Annotated in this window: 20 protein-coding genes; 9 read left to right on the top strand and 11 right to left on the bottom strand. The window is 55.8% G+C overall.

From position 1 onward, the window contains the following. Window positions 1-33 precede the first annotated feature (33 nt). The 5 genes from rnt to eptA form a co-directional block, all read right to left on the bottom strand. Window positions 34-687 (bottom strand): ribonuclease T, encoded by a 654-nt coding sequence (gene rnt / locus AC3WS9_RS12425; RefSeq protein ID WP_492488635.1) that lies wholly within the window; start codon window positions 685-687, stop codon window positions 34-36. Window positions 688-783: 96 nt separating this feature from the next. Continuing rightward, complete coding sequence (gene gloA, locus AC3WS9_RS12420) at window positions 784-1,191, bottom strand: lactoylglutathione lyase (protein ID WP_012017189.1); 408 nt, start codon at window positions 1,189-1,191, stop codon at window positions 784-786. 99 nt (window positions 1,192-1,290) lie between these two features. Then, entirely contained in the window at window positions 1,291-2,388 is a 1,098-nt protein-coding gene (locus AC3WS9_RS12415; protein ID WP_285155290.1) for an alkene reductase, read from the bottom strand. Between the two features lie 53 nt (window positions 2,389-2,441). After that, a complete protein-coding gene (locus AC3WS9_RS12410; protein WP_492488632.1) occupies window positions 2,442-3,041 on the bottom strand; it encodes a TetR/AcrR family transcriptional regulator in 600 nt (199 codons plus the stop codon). A gap of 39 nt (window positions 3,042-3,080) precedes the next feature. After that, window positions 3,081-4,709, bottom strand: a complete 1,629-nt coding sequence (gene eptA, locus AC3WS9_RS12405; protein WP_492490331.1) for a phosphoethanolamine transferase EptA — start codon at window positions 4,707-4,709, stop codon at window positions 3,081-3,083. Between the two features lie 148 nt (window positions 4,710-4,857). Here eptA and AC3WS9_RS12400 point away from each other — a divergent pair, with 148 nt between their 5' ends. The 3 genes from AC3WS9_RS12400 (at window position 4,858) to sodC (ending at window position 6,641) form a co-directional block, all read left to right on the top strand. Next, a complete protein-coding gene (locus AC3WS9_RS12400) occupies window positions 4,858-5,097 on the top strand; it encodes a DUF1289 domain-containing protein (RefSeq protein WP_282493284.1) in 240 nt (79 codons plus the stop codon). Window positions 5,098-5,145: 48 nt separating this feature from the next. Further along, the gene (locus AC3WS9_RS12395; protein WP_282493283.1) at window positions 5,146-6,042 is read left to right on the top strand and encodes an aldo/keto reductase; all 897 of its coding nucleotides are present in this window, start codon (window positions 5,146-5,148) and stop codon (window positions 6,040-6,042) included. Between the two features lie 80 nt (window positions 6,043-6,122). After that, window positions 6,123-6,641 carry a superoxide dismutase [Cu-Zn] SodC gene (gene sodC / locus AC3WS9_RS12390; RefSeq protein WP_282493282.1) on the top strand — a complete coding sequence of 173 codons (519 nt, stop codon included), beginning with the start codon at window positions 6,123-6,125 and terminating at the stop codon, window positions 6,639-6,641. On the opposite strand, the gene AC3WS9_RS12385 is transcribed toward sodC, so the two are convergent. Genes AC3WS9_RS12385 through AC3WS9_RS12375 form a run of 3 tightly spaced genes read right to left on the bottom strand, consistent with a single transcriptional unit; the run spans window position 6,620 to window position 9,752 of the window. Continuing rightward, on the bottom strand, window positions 6,620-8,653 hold the full coding sequence (locus AC3WS9_RS12385) for an FUSC family protein (RefSeq protein ID WP_492488630.1): 2,034 nt from the start codon (window positions 8,651-8,653) through the stop codon (window positions 6,620-6,622). The two genes, sodC and AC3WS9_RS12385, sit on opposite strands and share 22 nt — an antisense overlap. Beyond that, window positions 8,653-9,513 (bottom strand): efflux RND transporter periplasmic adaptor subunit, encoded by an 861-nt coding sequence (locus AC3WS9_RS12380; protein ID WP_282493280.1) that lies wholly within the window; start codon window positions 9,511-9,513, stop codon window positions 8,653-8,655. The genes AC3WS9_RS12385 and AC3WS9_RS12380 overlap by 1 nt, the downstream gene beginning before the upstream one ends. Window positions 9,514-9,515: 2 nt before the next feature. Then, window positions 9,516-9,752, bottom strand: coding sequence for a DUF1656 domain-containing protein (locus tag AC3WS9_RS12375; RefSeq protein WP_282493279.1), 237 nt, complete (start codon window positions 9,750-9,752; stop codon window positions 9,516-9,518). 177 nt (window positions 9,753-9,929) lie between these two features. On the opposite strand from AC3WS9_RS12375, the gene slyA reads away from it, so the two are divergent. Next, entirely contained in the window at window positions 9,930-10,370 is a 441-nt protein-coding gene (gene slyA, locus AC3WS9_RS12370; RefSeq protein WP_282493278.1) for a transcriptional regulator SlyA, read from the top strand. A gap of 36 nt (window positions 10,371-10,406) precedes the next feature. Here slyA and AC3WS9_RS12365 read toward each other — a convergent pair whose 3' ends face one another. Together AC3WS9_RS12365 and slyB are read right to left on the bottom strand one after the other, a co-directional pair. Continuing rightward, window positions 10,407-11,768 carry a sensor domain-containing diguanylate cyclase gene (locus tag AC3WS9_RS12365; protein ID WP_492488628.1) on the bottom strand — a complete coding sequence of 454 codons (1,362 nt, stop codon included), beginning with the start codon at window positions 11,766-11,768 and terminating at the stop codon, window positions 10,407-10,409. Between the two features lie 197 nt (window positions 11,769-11,965). Further along, entirely contained in the window at window positions 11,966-12,433 is a 468-nt protein-coding gene (slyB, locus tag AC3WS9_RS12360) for an outer membrane lipoprotein SlyB (RefSeq protein WP_282493276.1), read from the bottom strand. Between the two features lie 255 nt (window positions 12,434-12,688). Here slyB and anmK point away from each other — a divergent pair, with 255 nt between their 5' ends. The 5 genes from anmK (at window position 12,689) to pdxY (ending at window position 17,272) form a co-directional block, all read left to right on the top strand. Further along, window positions 12,689-13,813 carry an anhydro-N-acetylmuramic acid kinase gene (gene anmK / locus AC3WS9_RS12355; protein ID WP_282493275.1) on the top strand — a complete coding sequence of 375 codons (1,125 nt, stop codon included), beginning with the start codon at window positions 12,689-12,691 and terminating at the stop codon, window positions 13,811-13,813. A 95-nt stretch (window positions 13,814-13,908) separates the two neighbouring features. Then, window positions 13,909-14,232, top strand: a complete 324-nt coding sequence (mliC, locus tag AC3WS9_RS12350; RefSeq protein WP_282493274.1) for a C-type lysozyme inhibitor — start codon at window positions 13,909-13,911, stop codon at window positions 14,230-14,232. Window positions 14,233-14,289: 57 nt separating this feature from the next. Next, entirely contained in the window at window positions 14,290-14,946 is a 657-nt protein-coding gene (pdxH, locus tag AC3WS9_RS12345) for a pyridoxamine 5'-phosphate oxidase (protein ID WP_492488625.1), read from the top strand. Window positions 14,947-15,071: 125 nt separating this feature from the next. Beyond that, entirely contained in the window at window positions 15,072-16,346 is a 1,275-nt protein-coding gene (gene tyrS, locus AC3WS9_RS12340) for a tyrosine--tRNA ligase (protein ID WP_492488623.1), read from the top strand. A 65-nt stretch (window positions 16,347-16,411) separates the two neighbouring features. Further along, window positions 16,412-17,272 (top strand): pyridoxal kinase PdxY, encoded by an 861-nt coding sequence (gene pdxY, locus AC3WS9_RS12335; RefSeq protein ID WP_282493271.1) that lies wholly within the window; start codon window positions 16,412-16,414, stop codon window positions 17,270-17,272. A gap of 91 nt (window positions 17,273-17,363) precedes the next feature. Here the strand turns inward: pdxY and gstA are convergent, their stop codons facing one another. Next, the gene (gene gstA, locus AC3WS9_RS12330) at window positions 17,364-17,969 is read right to left on the bottom strand and encodes a glutathione transferase GstA (protein ID WP_282493270.1); all 606 of its coding nucleotides are present in this window, start codon (window positions 17,967-17,969) and stop codon (window positions 17,364-17,366) included. Window positions 17,970-18,069 lie beyond the last annotated feature (100 nt).

Raw genomic sequence — 18,069 nt, 5'->3', positions numbered from 1 at the left:
TGCCGGGTGGCGCTGCGCTTACCCAGCCGACGATTAGTTATCTGTTTCGTCGCCCATCGGCAGCGGCCAGCCACCGAGACGCTTCCAGCGGTTCACAATCTCACAGAACAGTTCTGAGGTGCGTTCCGTATCGTACAGCGCCGAGTGCGCCTGGGTGCCGTCGAAATCAATGCCTGCGGTGATACACGCCTTAGAGAGCACCGTTTGTCCCAGCGCCAGCCCGCTCAGCGCGGCGGTGTCGAAGGTGACGAACGGGTGGAACGGGTTACGCTTGAGGGACGCGCGCTCGGCGGCGGCCATCATAAAGCTGTGATCGAAGGTCGCGTTATGCGCCACCATGATCGCGCGATTGCAGTTGCTGTCCTTCATGCCTTTGCGCACCATTTTGAAAATGGCGTGCAGGGCGTCGTATTCACTCACCGCGCCGCGCAGCGGGTTAGTCGGGTCGATGCCGTTAAAGGCCAGCGCTTCGGGCTGCAGGTTTGCGCCTTCGAAGGGTTCAACATGGAAATGCAGCGTGGTGTCCGGTGTCAGCCAGCCCTGTTCATCCATTTTCAGCGTGATGGCAGCGATCTCAAGCAGCGCATCGGTCTTAGCGTTAAATCCGGCTGTTTCTACGTCAATCACAACAGGATAAAAACCACGAAAACGGTCGCACAGACCGGTAAGTTGAGCGTTATCGGACATCAGGGTCTCTTACAAGGGGAAAAAAGCAGTGCGTATTATGGCAAATTTTGCGCGGGGATGCAGTAAAACAACGGGCGCAGAACGCGCCCGGAGGGATCAATTGCCCAGACCGCGACCGGCGTCTTTGGCTTCGATCAGTTCGATTTTATAACCGTCTGGATCTTCAACGAAGGCAATCACTGTGGTACCGCCTTTGACCGGACCCGCTTCGCGCGTCACGTTGCCGCCGTTGCTGCGAATGCGCTCGCAGGCTTCTGCTGCGTTATCCACTTCCAGCGCGATGTGGCCGTAAGCGGTGCCCAGCTCGTAGCTATCGACGTCCCAGTTGTAGGTCAGCTCGATCACCGCTTCGTCACTTTCCGGGCCGTAGCCGACGAACGCCAGGGAGTATTTGTATTCCGGGTTTTCGCTAGTGCGCAGGAGCTGCATGCCCAGTACGTTAGTGTAGAAATCGATAGAACGTTGCAGGTTGCCAACGCGCAGCATGGTGTGAAGTAGGCGCATATTTTCCTCTTAACCACCTCAGTGGCTTATCTTTTTGAACAGAAACGATGTTTTAGTATAGCGGCGAATCATCGCCGCTATCAATGGACAACCGAGGAATTACAGGGAAGGGTAGTCGGTGTAGCCTTCAGCGCCGCCGCCATAGAAGGTCTCTGGACGCTGCGGGTTCAGCTCGGCTTTACGCTGCAGACGCGCCACCAGATCCGGGTTGGCGATGTAATCGCGGCCAAAGGCGACGGCGTCGATCAGCCCTTTGCTGATGAGATCTTCGGCTTTCTCTGGGGTGTACGCCCCCGCGCCGATAATCACGCCCTGGAAGCGCGCACGCACTTTCTCACGGAAGGCTTCGGAGTAAGGCTGACCGCCCGCCCAGTCTGGCTCGGACATGTGCAGGTAGGCGATACCGCGTTTCGCCAGCTCTTCAATCAGATACAGGGCGTCGGCTTCTTCGTTCGGGCCGTTATCCACGTTCTGGAAGGAACCGATCGGGGAGACACGGATACCGATGCGGTCCGGGCTCCACTCCTGGCACACTGCATCTACCACTTCCAGCACCAGACGAGCGCGATTTTCCACGCTGCCGCCGTACTGATCCGTACGCTGGTTAGACGACGGAGAGAGGAATTGATGCAGCAGATAACCGTGTGCCGAGTGCAGCTCAACCAGGTCGAAACCGGCTTCGCGGGCATTGGCGACGGCCTGGCGGAAATCATTCACGATGCCTGGGATTTCGTCGAGTTCCAGCGCGCGTGGGGTAGAGGTATCCACACGAATCGCATGACCGTTTTCGTCACGCAGGGATGTGCGCGTTCCGGCGTTCAGGGCAGAAGCGGAAACCGGTGCCTGGCCGCCAGGCTGAATGCTGTTATGGGAGATACGGCCCGTATGCCACAGCTGAACCGCGATGCGGCCATCGTCAGCGTGAACACCGGCAGTGATTTTTTTCCATGCGGCGATCTGCTCTGGGCTGTGCAGGCCCGGAGCGCCCGCATAACCTTTCGCCTGCGCGGAGATTTGCGTCGCTTCGGAAATGATCAGGCCGGAGCTGGCGCGCTGGCGGTAGTATTCGCCCATCAGCGGCGTCGGGATATCACCCGGTTCGATGCTGCGCAGACGAGTCAGCGGGGCCATCAGTACGCGGTTTGGTGCAGTAACCGCACCGATTTTCAGTGGGGTAAATAATTTTTCAGTTGACATCATGACTCCTGAGTAGACCGGTCGACTAGTGATTTGGTAAATAAAAACGCCTGTTAAACGCCAGGCGCTGTAATGCTGTTCTTCACATGCGCCAGTGCGCTTTCAAGCGGCACGGCGCTGCGGGAAATTTTGGCCTGCAAATTTGCGCCTAACCACAGCGCATATAACACCTGGGCCTGAGTCAAAGGATCGCCGCTAAAATTCAGCGTTTTTTCATCGCGACCTTTTTCCAGCGCCTGAGCCAGCAGGGCGATCACGCCGCTGGCCCCTTTGTCCATCGCCGTGCGCATATCCTCTGAGAGATCGCACACTTCGGCGGACAATTTGACGGTCAGGCAACCGCTGATAATGCCCTGCTGGCAGAACTGGTTCAGCGTTTCCTGATAATAGTTGAGCACACGATCGCGATAGCACCCTTCGCCGCTGGCAAAGTGGGTAGCGAGACGCTGATGGTACCCGGCATAGTGCCGTTCCAGCATCGCCACGCCAAACGCCTCTTTGGAGCGGAAGTAGTGATAAAACGAACCCTTCGGCACCTCAGCGGTTTTTAACAGCTCGCTAAGACCCATTCCGGTAAACCCGCGATGCATGCAAAGACGCTCGCCGGTAGCCAGAAGATGTTCGCGTGTATCGTGTTCAGTATTTTTGCCCATGGCGCTTAATGTACTAGACCAATCGGTCTAATGCAAGTCTCACGATTTACGACAGGTGTTGATGATGTCCATCTGCGGCTGATAAACCGCTGATTTGACGTTCATCATGCCGAGAACCGTCGAGAACAAATTATCCTGAGAAACCGCCGTTTTGGCCGCCTGATCGCGTAAGCACGGCTCGTTGATGCTGTAGCTGTTCACGTAGTCCGGCGACAGCCAGAACATAAACGGAATGTGCGTCTGCTGCGCAGGGGCAATCAGGTACGGCGTACCGTGCAGATACAGGCCGTTTTCACCCAGCGACTCACCGTGATCGGAGAGATAAATCAGGGCGGTATTCATCGTCGTCTGACGCGCTTTCAGGGCATCAATGGTTTTGCTGACCACGCTATCCGTATAGAGGATGGTGTTGTCGTAGGTATTCATCAGCGCCTGATGGTCGCAGTCCTGGATCTGGTTGGTGTCGCAGGTCGGGGTGAACTGGCGATACTCCTTCGGATAGCGCTGGTAGTAGGCCGGGCCGTGGCTGCCCATCAGGTGGATCACCAGCACCGAATCCTGCTTCAGGCCATCGAGCACGTTGTCCAGACGGTGCAGGTTCACGTCGTCGATACAGGATTTATCCTTGCAGAACTCATCCAGTTTCCACTGGGTCATGTCCGTATGCGGGATACGATCGCACGCCCCTTTACAGCCCCCGTCGTTTTCACGCCACAGCAGGTTAACGCCTGCGTGCGCCAGCACATCGAGCAAGCCTTCCTGATGACGCGCCAGATCCGCGTCGTAATTTTTGCGCGGCATGTTGGAGAACATGCAAGGTAAGGAGACCGCCGTTTCAGTGCCGCAGGAAGAGGCCTGTGGGAAGTTAATCATGTTCTGTTTTTTCAGCTGCGGGTTGGTGTCACGCGCATAGCCGTTCAGCGAGTAGTTTTCCGCACGAGAGGCTTCGCCGACGACCAGCACCAGCACCGTCTTTTTCTTCTGCGCCAGAATCACCGGCCCTTTCTGAGCGTCCTGGCCGATGCGCACCAGCGTCTGATCGCCTGCAAACCAGCGGTTTTTGCTGTATTTGGCGATGGCGCTGACGTAGTTCGCCGGAGTCACCATCTTGACGATGCTTTTGTTGTTGCGGAACAGGGAGGCGTAATCTTTATAGAAGACGGAGGCGACCAGGATAATCACCATCAGCGCCCCGAGGATTGCGGCAACGCGCATCAGGAGCGTGTACCACCATTTACCGGAACGAATGCGAACAAAGATCAGCACGATGGACGGGATCAGACCGATAGCGGCAATCCACAGCAGCATCTGCGGAGTCACCAGCGCGGTGGCTTCCTGCGAGTTGGTCTCGAAGACGTTCACCATCATGTTCTGATCGATGACGGCACCGTAGGTGTACATAAAGTACGTCGCCCCGGCGCAGCCCAGGGTCAGCAGGATCATCAGCGGCTTACGGATAAACGGAATATTGAGCAGGCTGAAAACAATCACCCAGCCACAAAACAGAACCAGCGGAACGGACGCCGCAAACAGAACATCGTGCAGATGAGCGGGGGCAATAATCTCCCAGCTGCGTTGAATAAACAGCGCATTCAGCACGGTAAAGAACAGGGCACAACCCAGAGTGAATTTAATATCGTTACACTGTAACTTTTTAACGGACCACATCATAAAGAAACCATCTGTTTTATTGATGAGGCGAGTATAGGGAGTGAAGATTAGTGAAACCTTAATGCCACAATTCTGTGTTAAAGCCCTTGCAGACGCCGCAATTAGCGTCTTCACTGAAGGTGAGAATCGATTTCGGGAGGTGCGTGTGGCAGAGCAACTGGAGTTTTTCCCCATCCAGAGCCCGTGCCGGGGAATTTGTCAGTCTGATGAGCGCGGTTTTTGCCGGGGCTGCATGCGCAGTCGCGATGAGCGTTTCAACTGGCAAAACATGAGCGACGTGCAGAAACAGGATGTCATCCGTCTGTGTCGCCAGCGGTTACTGCGCAAATTACGCGCAAACAAACCGTCGGATACCGAAGAACCCCAGCAACCTTCACTTTTTTAGCGGTGGATATGCGTATACTCATGACATCACTTCCTTGAGGAAATTGTTATGGTTCAGCGTATTGCCCTTGCCCCGCAGGGCCCAGAGTTTTCGCGTTTTGTCATGGGTTACTGGCGTTTGATGGACTGGAATATGTCCCCGCGTCAGCTGGTCAGTTTCATTGAGGAACATCTCGACCTCGGGATTACTACCGTTGATCACGCCGATATCTACGGCGGGTATCTGTGCGAGGCGGCGTTTGGGGAAGCCCTGAAGCTGGCTCCGCATCTGCGTGAGCGCATGGAGATTGTCTCCAAATGCGGCATCGCCACCACCGCTCGCCCAGAAAACGCCCTCGGTCATTACATCACCGACAGCGATCACATCATCAAAAGCGCCGAGCAGTCTTTGGTGAATCTCGCCACCGACCATCTCGATTTGCTGCTGATCCACCGTCCCGATCCGTTGATGGACGCCGATGAAGTCGCGCAGGCGTTCCTCGCGCTGCATCAGAGCGGGAAGGTACGTCACTTTGGCGTGTCGAACTTCACCCCTGCACAGTTCGCGCTGCTGCAGTCTCGTCTGCCGTTTACCCTGGCAACAAACCAGGTGGAAATCTCCCCGGTTCATCAGCCGCTGCTGCTGGACGGCACGCTGGATCAACTCCAACAGCTGCGCATTCGTCCGATGGCCTGGTCTTGCCTGGGCGGCGGTCGTCTGTTCAATGACGACGAATTCCAGCCGCTGCGCGATGAGCTTGAAACCGTTGCCCGCGAGCTGAACGCCGAGAGCATTGAGCAGGTGGTGTACGCGTGGATCCTGCGTCTGCCATCGAAACCGCTGCCGATTATCGGCTCTGGTAAAATCGAACGTGTGCGTTCAGCGATCGCTGCCGAAGAGCTGCAGATGACGCGTCAGCAGTGGTTCCGCATTCGCAAAGCGGCGCTCGGTTACGACGTACCTTAATCGTCTATGCCGATGACTTTCCGGTGAAATCCTTGCCCCTGGTCTAAACTTTAGGGGCAAAATCAACCCGAGGAGGTCATATGAAGCGTTTTGCTCTGGCAGTGATGACGCTGGTGGTTTGCGCAGGCGCGCAGGCTGCCAGCGACAAAGTTGAAATGAATCTCGTCACCTCGCAGGGGATCGGCCAGTCCATCGGCAGTGTCACCATCAGCGAAACCGATAAAGGGCTGGAGTTTGCGCCCGATCTCAAAGCTCTTCCTCCCGGTGAACATGGCTTTCATGTTCATGCCAAAGGCAGCTGTCAGCCCGCCATGAAAGACGGAAAAGCCTCGGCAGCTGAAGCGGCTGGCGGCCATTTTGACCCGCAAAAAACCGGTAAACACGAAGGACCGGAGGGCGCAGGGCACGAAGGCGACTTACCGGTGCTGGTGGTTAACAATGACGGCAAAGCCACCGATCCGGTGGTGGCTCCGCGTCTGAAAAAACTTGAAGAGATAAAAGGCAAAGCGCTGATGATTCACGTCGGCGGGGATAACATGTCCGATCAGCCTAAACCTCTGGGCGGTGGCGGGGCGCGTTATGCCTGCGGGGTGATCTGATCCGTAATCGTCCCTGGCGGCGGAGCCTGTTCCAGCTGAGAGAGCGAACAGTGCAGACGCCAAATCAGCGACGCGAGATCGCGCGCTGCCGGTAGATGGTGGCGCGCCAGCGTATCGCAAATGCGCTGTAGCTCGGCGAGCGTCACCGCCAGCGGGCGCTGCTGAACGCCGCGTTTGCTCATCACGTCCCGGAGCAGAGAAATGCAGATATCACGCACCTGCGAAAGGGGATCGGAGCGGGTTTCCCATGCGCGCAACTGCCACACCACATGCGAACAGTTCAGAAGCACCACGCCCCAGCGCAGCAGCCAGCGACGCGACAGCTCATCCTGGCTGTTATTCAGCTGACTCACGTGATGATAAACCAGCGATTCGTATTCACTCTCACGCAGGTGCGGCTTGCGGCTGAGCTGATCGACGAACCCTGCGCGCAGCTCGCGGATGTGTCGCCGACTTTTCCGCGCGTCCGAGCCGGGGCGCAAGACCGCAAAGGCCAGCCACGCCAGCCCCACGCCCAGAATCTTCGCCAGATTGTCATTCATAAAGTCGGCAAAATTGTAAACCGGCGGATTGGTGACGGAAATGAACGAACCCATAAAGACGATCAGTTGCCCCCACAAACCCGCGAGTTTCGGCATCTGCAATTTAAGCAGTTGCATCGTGGTGAGCAGCGGGAACAGGAACAGCAGGAACTGCCACAGATCGGTGATTTGCACTATCAGCCCGAACTTCACGGCGAAGCTGAAGAGCGAGAGCAGCACCAGCGTGCGCATCAAAAGGGTCAGAGAGTTAAACGGCGAGGCAGCCACGGAGTAGAGTACGCAGCTGATCGCCGCCAGCGTCAGCGCCGCCGAGCCCGATTCCCACTGGGTGGTGATGCTCCAGGCACCGACCAGCGTCAGGGCGCAGAAGGTGCGAAAACCGCTCCATAGTGCTTCTTTGTTATCCGTATGCCTGGTCAACGCAGGGCTGCCCGGCACGTTAAATTCGGTAATAGGTGTGGCATTTTCAACGGCGTTGATCCAGCGACTGCTGCGCAGGTATAAGCGGCAGAAGTAGAGCAACCGCTGCCAGAACGCGCGATGGCGGTAATCAAACTCATCCGTCGGCGCGAGAGGCGCAATGATACGCGCCACTGCCAGCATATCCGTCTGCGGATTCGCCAGCGCCGCCAGCAGACGGTCGATCACTTCGCGCGTGTTGTCCGGCGGATTGGGCCAGTTGAGCAATATCCGGCGCAGGCCCGAAAGGGCGCTGGTCATTCGCAACTGCTGGTGGAGAAGGTAGTTCAGTAATTTGTTCTGCCGACGAAAACGGTAATGGCTCCAGAACGCCTGGATGCGCAGGAGGTTCATGGTCAGGATCTGGCCGATGACTTTCTCGTGGGCCAGGCGAACCGCATCGCTGGAGTCGGGCTGCCAGAGCAGGCTGGCGTGCTCCAGCAGGCGCGCATGCATGTTTTTTAACGCCGTGATGAGCGTGGTGCCGTCAGAGGTGCTCGGCAGGATCATCATCATCACCCCGCCGCACAAAATACCGATGATCACTTCGCACACGCGCGCCTGGGCGATATCCCAAAGCTCCGTGGTGTCGAGAATATTGACCACCGGAAAGGCGATAATCGCGGCGGTATAGCCCGCCAGCTGGAACGCGTAGGCGACGTTGTTTGTAAAATGGGCGCAGGCCCAGGTACAAACGCCGAGCCAGGCGGCCATGCTGAGTAAAAAGAGCCAGGGATCGTTGAGGGTATGTCCGGCGATAATCAGCGCCGCCGTCGCCCCGAGCAGGCTCCCGGCGACGCGCCCAAGACTTTTACTGATGACGCCGCCGACGGTCGGAAAGCTGACCACCGCCGCAGAAGTCATCGCCCAGTAGGGCTCATCCAGATTCAGGTAATAGGCCACCGACAGGGCCAGGCACATGGCGATCCCGTTGCGCAGGGCGTAGCGCCACTGCGCCGGGTTTGCTTTAAACCACGGCATTTTACGCCAGGAGAAAGCAGAGAGGTCCATCAGTGGGCTCCGATCGACACGGTACAGGTGGTCCCGGAGACCAGGGTGATATCGTTCGGCAGGTTATCGAACTCCACGCGAACCGGCACGCGCTGGGCGAGGCGCACCCACGGCACGTTAGGTTTGATATCAGGCACCAGGCCGGAATCGGTCTCGACGCTCTGATCGTAGATTGCGCGGCCAATGCTGGAAACGTGACCCTGTAACACGCGGGAGCCGCTGTACAAGGTGATACGCGCGGCAGCGCCTTCCTGAATGTGGCGAAGTTTGGTCTCTTCGAAATAGCCCACGACATAGAAAGAGTGGCTATCCACAAGGGCGAACAGCGGTTTTCCCTGGGTGGCGTAATCCCCTTCGCGGGTGGATAAGTTGGTCACCCAGCCGTCAACGGGCGCTTTGACCACCGTCTGCGTCAGCTGCCATTGCGCCTGTTTCAGCGTCGCTTCTGCCACTTCCACGCTGGCCTGCATCGCTTTCACGTTAATGTTCGCGGTATCGAGATCTTCGGCGGAGATAAAGTTTTGCGGCAGATGGCGGCGGCGGTTGGCTTCGTTATTGGCTTTCGCCAGATCCGACTGCGCTTTTGCCAGCTGCGCCTGGGCATTCAGCACCGCGATATGGTAGGGCGTTTCATCGATGCGAAAGAGCACATCTCCCGCTCTGACTTTCTGATTATCTTTCACCCGCAGCGTGGTGATACTTCCTGAGACTTGCGGGGTAATGCTCACCTGCTCAGCGCGGATTTTGCCGTCGCGCGTCCAGGGAGACTGCATGTAATAATTCCATAACCACCAGCCAGCGACCAGCGCCAGAGCCAGCACCAGCAGGCTCGAAAAGTATTTAACGGTTTTCAGCGACATATTCACCACGCAATCAACAGAGCCAGACCAAGACAGACCGAAAGGGTAAACAACGAAAGATCCATCAACATGGGATGCCAGATTTCACCGGAATACATCCAGTCACGAAGCAGTCGGTGTGCCACAAGCCAGATCAAAAAGCCCAACATCACGGCTTTGAAAATCGGGGGGAAATAGACAGATGCGCCGACAATCAGGTCCTGTAGGGGTAAACCCGCGGAGCTATAAGAGAACTTCACGAGAAGAGATCCTTTGCTGTGGAGAAGAGGCGAGTGTTAACACGATGAAGCGCCTTCAATAAGTGTAAATCATTCGTTCGATTTTGATGAATGCAGTATTGCATTTGTTTTGCCAATATAAATGCTGCACACTATTCTAAAATCAGTATAATAACTTAGCAAGCTAATTATAAGGAGATGAAATTGGAATCGCCATTAGGTTCTGATCTGGCAAGGTTGGTGCGCATCTGGCGTGCTCTGATTGACCATCGCCTGAAACCTCTGGAATTGACACAGACGCATTGGGTTACGCTGCATAACATTCATCAGTTGCCGCCCGAGCAGTCACAAATTCAACTGGCAAAAGCGATTGGCATTGAGCAGCCGTCCCTGGTGCGCACGCTCGATCAACTGGAGGAGAAGGGACTGATTTCGCGTCAGACCTGCGCCAGCGACCGCCGTGCCAAACGTATTAAGCTCACTGAAAAAGCAGCGCCTATCATCACTGAGATGGAAGCTGTGATCAGTAAAACGCGCGGTGAAATCCTCTCCGGGATCTCACCGGCCGAGCTGGAACAGCTGATTGACATGATTGCTCGCCTTGAGCAGAACATCAATGAGCTCCAGACCCGCGACTAACGTCATAACAAAGCCTTGCATCGCAAGGCTTTCTTTTTAGCTGAACACCACCACCCGATTTCGTCCCGTCTCTTTGGCCTCATACATCGCCTTATCCGCACGCTCGACGCACTCTTCAGCGGTCACGGCAGAGGAGGTCGCGGTATAGACCCCCATGCTGATGGTGATCGGTTCCGGTAGTTCCCCGTGCGTGGTTTCGCGATCAAAACTGGCTAACAGAATACGGATCCGTTCAGCCACCTGTTTAGCCGCCTCTGACGAGGTATTGGGCAGCAGTAAAACAAACTCTTCGCCGCCGATGCGCGCGGCAATATCCTGTGGTCGTACGGAGTCCATCAGCAGGTTGGATACAAACTGCAACACCTTGTCGCCCTGCAGATGCCCATAGGTGTCGTTGATGCGTTTGAAACGGTCGAGATCGCTCACTATCACCGACACGGGTTTGGAGCCGGTAGTGGTACTGAGGGAGTGATTCAAGGATTCGTAAAAATAGCTGCGATTGTAGAGGCGCGTGAGGGCATCACGAATCGAGTTCTGGTACGACTGCTGATATTTCAGATGCGACTGGCGATAGAGGCTAAACACATCCTGCAGCAGGGTGAAGATAATCACCAGGGTGGCGATAGCTTCAAAAAATCTCGCCCGGTACCAGACGAACCCTCCCACATAGTCGGTGGTCATCAGCGTCGATAAGGTAATGATATAGCAGACACACAGAAAACAGCCGCTCAGCCAGAATAGATTTCTCAGACGAGTAATAACCAGCATGGTTATTAATGTGCTCACCCAGAACAGGATCAGGATAATATTAATGACTTGCGTCCATAATATCGTGTTCTGTCGGGTGTCATTATTGACTAGATCCAGCGAGAGCAACGCGCTATGGCTGGAGTAGAGCCACGCGAGAATTATCATCAGCGCGGTAAAAATAAATAATAGCCCTACGATGGATCCGTACATTAACCGTGTTAATGCCGAGTGACGCAATGTAAAAAGTACCGTCGAAAGCGTAAACAGACTGGCCATCATAATGTTGCGCATCATGAAATAAATCATCGCATCGTTATAGTTATTAGGATGCAGGCTGTATGGGTTTAGCCACGTCGGGAAGCAGCTCAGGGTTCCCGCCATCAGTAGCGCTGAGCCCACAAAGGCAAAGGCGATGGCGAGCAGAAACACGCGCTGTTTGTCGCACCAGTATTTCATGATCATAAAAATGGCAATAAACAGATGAAACACCAGCAGAAATACGGTCAGCGTCGGGAATAAAAATGGTGACAGCGTCGGGACAGTACGTTCTATATTATTAAATATCGCATGTAATATGCCAAAGAAAACGAGGCAAGTTAGAGCGAAGGAAACATATCGGTTTCCCAGATGTCGGTTAATCACAATCATACGTTTGTTAGCGGGCAGATATTGCGTTATTGAGCTGAAGGAACGAACGTGGAGACTAGCGTGACGACGTGGGAAATACTTTGCGCAGGAACAAGGGAAACGTCATTAATTAATTCACATATTACATGTGTTTAATTTTATTAATGAATTGGGGGGGAGAGTAATGGATGTGGCCGAAAGCCACATCCATTAAGGAATTAGCGTGGGGAAACAGTGACCTGGCTACCGTTGCTCGCCAGTACAACACGCTGACCGCTAGAGAATCGAGTGTTGCCCTGTTTCTGCACCACCATGATGGTGTTGCCGTCGTCTTTACGGATTTCCAGCTCAACGCCCTGGGTTTTGTTCATCGCACCCTGAACGCCCTGACCGGCTACGCCACCGGCAACCGCACCTGCGGCTGTCGCCAGAGAACGCCCGGTGCCACCACCGACGGTGTTACCCAGGAAACCACCCAGCACAGCACCGCCAATTGCGCCAATCACGTTGCTGTCATCGCCGCCTTGGATCTGAACCGGACGCACGTTAACAACAGTACCGTAAGTGACGTTTTGCACTTGTTTGGCTTCGGAGGCAGTGTAAACGTCACCGGAAAGGGAGTCGTTATTCACGCAGCCAGCCAGAGTTAAACCAATCAATGAAACGCCCAGTACACGTAAAATCATTTGAATCTCCTGTTCACCCAAAACGCTCAATCTGAGCATCCGTTATGGCTCAATTATATGGCATCGGCAGCCATAGATCATATCTTTGCACTAACAATAAGAAAATTGTACTTGAATTTAGCTTAACGAGACATAAACGGACGGCCTGGGGTGTTTGAGATCTGACATTGTTAAAAAATATTATCGCGTCATAGAAATGACCCTAAGTTTATGGTGGAGTGTTTACCCCAAGCCCTGAAAACTTAAGGAAAGCGCATGAAATCGGGTCGCTATATCGGTGTGATGTCTGGCACCAGCCTTGACGGTGTCGATGTTGTCCTTGCTGCAATTGATGAGAATATGGTGGCGCAGCAGGCCAGCCTGACCTGGCCGATCCCCGTTGAGCTGAAGGAAGCGATTCTGAGCATTTGCCAGGGCCAACAGCTGACCCTGTCGCAGCTGGGGCGGCTGGACGTACAGCTGGGATCGCTGTTTGCTGATGGCGTGCTCGCACTGATGCAGCAGGAAAATCTGCAGCCGAAAGACGTGGTGGCGATTGGCTGTCACGGTCAAACCGTCTGGCACGAGCCGGTCGGCGACGCGCCGCATACAATGCAGATTGGCGACAACAACCAGATCGTGGCGAAAACCGGTGTGACGGTGGTGGGCGATTTCCGCCGTCGCGATATCGCGCTCGGTGGGCAGGGCGCGCCGCTGGTTCCGGCGTTTCACCAGGCGCTGCTGGCGCATCCAGTTGAACGCCGGATGGTGCTTAATATCGGCGGTATCGCCAATCTCTCCATGCTCATTCCAGGCCAACCGGTGCGCGGCTACGATACCGGCCCCGGCAATATGCTGATGGATGCCTGGATCTGGCGTCAGCGCGGCAAAGCCTACGACAAAGACGCACAGTGGGCCAGCGAGGGGAAAGTGATCCTCCCGCTGCTGCAATCGATGCTGAGCGACCCCTATTTTGCGGCTCCTGCGCCGAAGAGCACCGGTCGGGAATACTTTAACTACGGCTGGCTTGAGCGTCAGCTGACGCCGTTCCCGGCGCTGGCCCCGCAGGATGTGCAGGCGACGCTGGTGGAGCTGACGGCAATCTCAATCTCTGAACAGGTCTTGCTGAGCGGCGGCTGTGAACGCCTTCTCGTGTGCGGTGGCGGGAGCCGTAACCCACTGGTGATGGCGCGTCTCGCCGGGCTGCTTCCTGGCACCGAGGTGACCACCACCGATGTGGCCGGGATTAGCGGGGATGATATGGAAGCGCTGGCCTTCGCCTGGCTTGCCTGGCGCACGGTCGCCGGACTGCCGGGAAATCTGCCCTCCGTCACCGGTGCGCGCGAAGCCAGCGTGCTGGGCGCCATTTTTCCGGCCAACCCACGTCAGAATCAGAGTTAACTGAAACAAAGCCCGGTCTGTTACGGTTAAAATCCACAGGAATACAGGAGGGTGACTTCACCCTCCATGACCAGGATAGTCTTCGGAACAGGCCCATGAAAAAACTTCTGCTTGCTTTTGCCCCTCTCTTACTTGCGGGTTGTAGCTACTACAACCAGTTCGTCGATCGCATGAACACCGACACGCTGGAATATCGCTGCGATGAAAAACCGCTGACCGTGAAGCTGAATAACCCGCGTCAGGAAGCCAGTTTCATCTATGACAATAAAGTGCTGAACCTGAAACAGGGAATGTCCGCCTCCGGGGCGCGCTATACCGATGGGATTTACGTCTTCTGGTCGAAAGGTGACGATGCCACCGTCTATAAACGCGACCGCGTCGTGCTGAACAACTGCGTGCTGCAGAATCCGAAGCGTTGAGATTTTTCCAGGGGCGGCGCACAATAGCGCCACCCAATTCTAATTTCAGCTAACGCCATGTCAGATAACGATGAATTGCAGCAAATTGCGCATCTGCGCCGTGAATACACCAAAGGCGGTCTGCGTCGCCAGGATCTTCCCGCTGAACCCCTCGTCCTTTTTGAGCGCTGGCTGAAACAGGCCTGTGAGGCCAAACTCGCCGATCCGACGGCGATGGTCGTTGCTACCGTCGATGAGCACGGCCAGCCGTATCAGCGCATCGTTCTGCTGAAACACTACGACGAAAAAGGGCTGGTGTTTTACACCAACCTTGGCAGCCGTAAGGCCCATCATCTGGAAAACAATCCGCGCATCTGCCTGCTGTTCCCGTGGCATATGCTGGAGCGTCAGGTGATGGTGACCGGCAAAGTCGAACGCCTTTCAACGCTGGAAGTGCTGAAGTATTTCCATAGCCGTCCGCGCGACAGCCAGATCGGTGCCTGGGTCTCCAAACAGTCGAGCCGAATTTCGGCGCGCGGCGTGCTGGAGAGCAAATTCCTCGAGCTGAAACAGAAATTCCAGCAGGGCGAAGTGCCGCTCCCGAGCTTCTGGGGTGGATTCCGCGTGCCTGTCGAACAGATGGAGTTCTGGCAGGGCGGCGAACATCGCCTCCATGACCGCTTTTTATACCAGCGCGACAGCGACGCGTGGAAAATCGACCGACTGGCCCCGTAATCCGCGAAATTTGTTGTCGTAAGCGCTAGCGCTGGATGGGCTGGCGCTTTATTCTATGTCACTTTCGCGTTAGGCGAAAAGTCGTGTACCGACAGAGGTGCAGTCGTTTATACATGGAGAATTTGATGGCAAGCAGTAACTTGATTAAACAATTGCAAGAGCGGGGCCTCGTGGCCCAGGTGACGGACGAAGCAGCGTTAGCAGAGCGACTGGCGCAAGGCCCGATCGCGCTCTATTGCGGCTTCGATCCCACCGCTGACAGCTTGCACTTGGGGCATCTTGTTCCATTGTTATGCCTGAAACGCTTCCAGCAGATGGGCCATAAGCCTGTGGCGCTGGTGGGTGGTGCGACCGGTCTGATTGGTGACCCGAGCTTTAAAGCCGCCGAGCGTAAACTGAATACGGAAGATACCGTGCAGGAGTGGGTGGATAAAATTCGCAAGCAGGTTGCGCCATTCCTCGATTTCGATTGCGGCGAAAACTCCGCGATTGCGGCCAACAACTACGACTGGTTTGGCGGCATGAACGTGCTGACTTTCCTGCGTGATATCGGCAAGCACTTCTCCGTTAATCAGATGATCAACAAAGAAGCGGTCAAGCAGCGTCTGAACCGTGACGATCAGGGCATCTCCTTCACCGAGTTCTCCTACAACCTGCTGCAGGGTTATGACTTCGCCTGTCTGAACAAACTGCACGGCGTGGCGCTGCAGATTGGTGGTTCCGACCAGTGGGGCAACATCACGTCCGGTATCGACCTGACGCGTCGTCTGCATCAGAACCAGGTCTTCGGTCTGACCGTTCCGCTGATCACCAAAGCCGATGGCACCAAATTCGGTAAAACCGAAGGCGGCGCGGTCTGGCTCGATCCGAAGAAAACCAGCCCGTACAAATTCTACCAGTTCTGGATCAACACCGCCGATGCGGACGTTTATCGCTTCCTGAAGTTCTTCACCTTCATGGACATTGAAGAGATCAATGCGCTGGAAGAAGAAGATAAGAACAGCGGCAAAGCGCCTCGCGCGCAGTATGTGCTGGCCGATCAGGTCACCAGCCTGGTGCACGGTGAAGAAGGCCTGGCGGCGGCGAAACGCATTACTGCCAGCCTGTTCAACGGTACGCTGAGCGATCTGAGCGTGGAAGATTTCGAGCAGCTGGCGCAGGATGGCGTGCCGATGGTTGAGATTGAGAAGGGCGCAGACCTGATGCAGGCGCTGGTGGATTCCGAGCTGCAGCCGTCCCGCGGTCAGGCACGTAAAACAATCGCCTCTAACGCCATCACCATCAACGGTGAAAAGCAGGCCGATCCGGAGTACACCTTCGCAGAGAGCGACCGCCTGTACGGCAAATACACGCTGCTGCGTCGCGGTAAGAAGAATTACTGTCTGGTTTGCTGGAAGTAATCACAAGTGTTTGAGGGGCGTGGGTAACCACGCCCCTTTCTTTTTTCAGGGTTGTGGTAAGAAAAATGAATAACATCCTCGCCATTCAGTCCCACGTTGTTTTTGGACATGCCGGCAACAGCGCCGCTGAGTTTCCGATGCGCCGCCTCGGCGCCAACGTCTGGCCACTCAACACCGTTCAGTTCTCCAATCATACGCAGTACGGCAAATGGACGGGCTGTGTGCTGCCCGCGTCGCATCTGACGGAGATTGTGCAGGGTATCGCGGATATCGACCAGCTGAAGCGCTGTGACGCCGTGCTGAGCGGTTATCTCGGCTCTGCAGAGCAGGGCGAGCATATCCTCGGTATCGTGCGTCAGGTGAAAGCGGCGAACCCGTCGGCCAAATTTTTCTGCGATCCGGTGATGGGTCATCCGGAAAAAGGCTGTATTGTCGCGCCGGGCGTGGCGGAGTTCCACGTGCGGCATGCGATGCCCGCCAGCGACATTATCGCGCCGAATCTGATCGAGCTTGAAATCCTGTGCGAACACCCGGTGAACAGCGTGGAAGAAGCTGTGACAGCGTCACGTGAGCTGATCGCTCAGGGGCCGGAGATCGTGCTGGTGAAGCATCTGGCGCGGGCCGGGATCAGCCACGACCGGTTTGAAATGCTGCTGGTGACGAAAGACGACGCCTGGCATATCAGCCGTCCGCTGGTGGATTTTGGTGCGCGTCAGCCGGTTGGTGTGGGTGATGTGACCAGCGGGTTGCTGCTGGTGAAACTGTTGCAGGGCGCATCTCTTCGCGACGCGCTGGAGCATGTGACCGCCGCGGTATATGAAATCATGATCGCGACCAAACAGATGGATGAGTATGAGTTGCAGGTAGTGGCGGCGCAGGATCGTATCGCGAAACCGGAGCACTATTTTAGCGCGACGCAGCTTTAAAGCATTGCCGGGTGGCGGCTTCGCCTTACCCGGCCTACAAAACTGTAGGCCCGTGCAAGCGCAGCGCCGCCGGGCAAAACAGACCGCTCCGTTAGTTCAATCCTTCCGCCTTCAGCGCCGCCGCCACGCCAGGACGCGCCGCCATACGTTCCATATACGACTCAATGTGGCTTAACCCTTCCAGATTCAGCTTCACAGCCCGCGCCCAGCGCAGAACCGTAAACAGATAGGCGTCAGCGATGGTAAAACGCTGGCCGCAAATCCACTGATCGTCTTTCAGGGATTCGTTGATGTACTGCAGTTTTTTCTCAAGCAGGGCACGAACGGTCGGTTTGTACTCCTCAGGCGTGTCCGGGCGGAACAGCGGCGTAAAGCCTTTGTGCAGCTCGGTCGCAATGTAGTTCAGCCACTCCAGCGTCTTATAGCGGGAAATGCTGCCGGTCGGGGCCAGCAGCTGGCGATCGGGAACGGTGTCTGCCAGGAACTGCATGATCGCCACGCCTTCGGTGAGCAGGGTGCCGTCGTCCAGCACCAGAGCCGGAACCTGTCCTTTCGGGTTAATCGCGAAGTAGTCCTCGCCGTTCTCCAGACGCTTTTTCATCAGGTCGACGCTATCGAGCGTGAAATCCTTGCCGCTCTCGCGCAGGGTGATGTGTGAAGCCAAAGAGCATGCGCCTGGTTTGTAGAACAGTTTCATCGGTAACTCCTTTTTGCTGAGGTTAGAAGCATGTTAATGCGCGGGCTCATAAAAAAAAAGCCGCTAACGCACAGTTAGCGGCTTCTCTTCAGTCGTTTCC

The sequence above is a fragment of the Lelliottia sp. EB106-05-01-XG201 genome (assembly GCF_058791735.1).
This window is presented reverse-complemented; position numbering and strand designations above follow the sequence as displayed.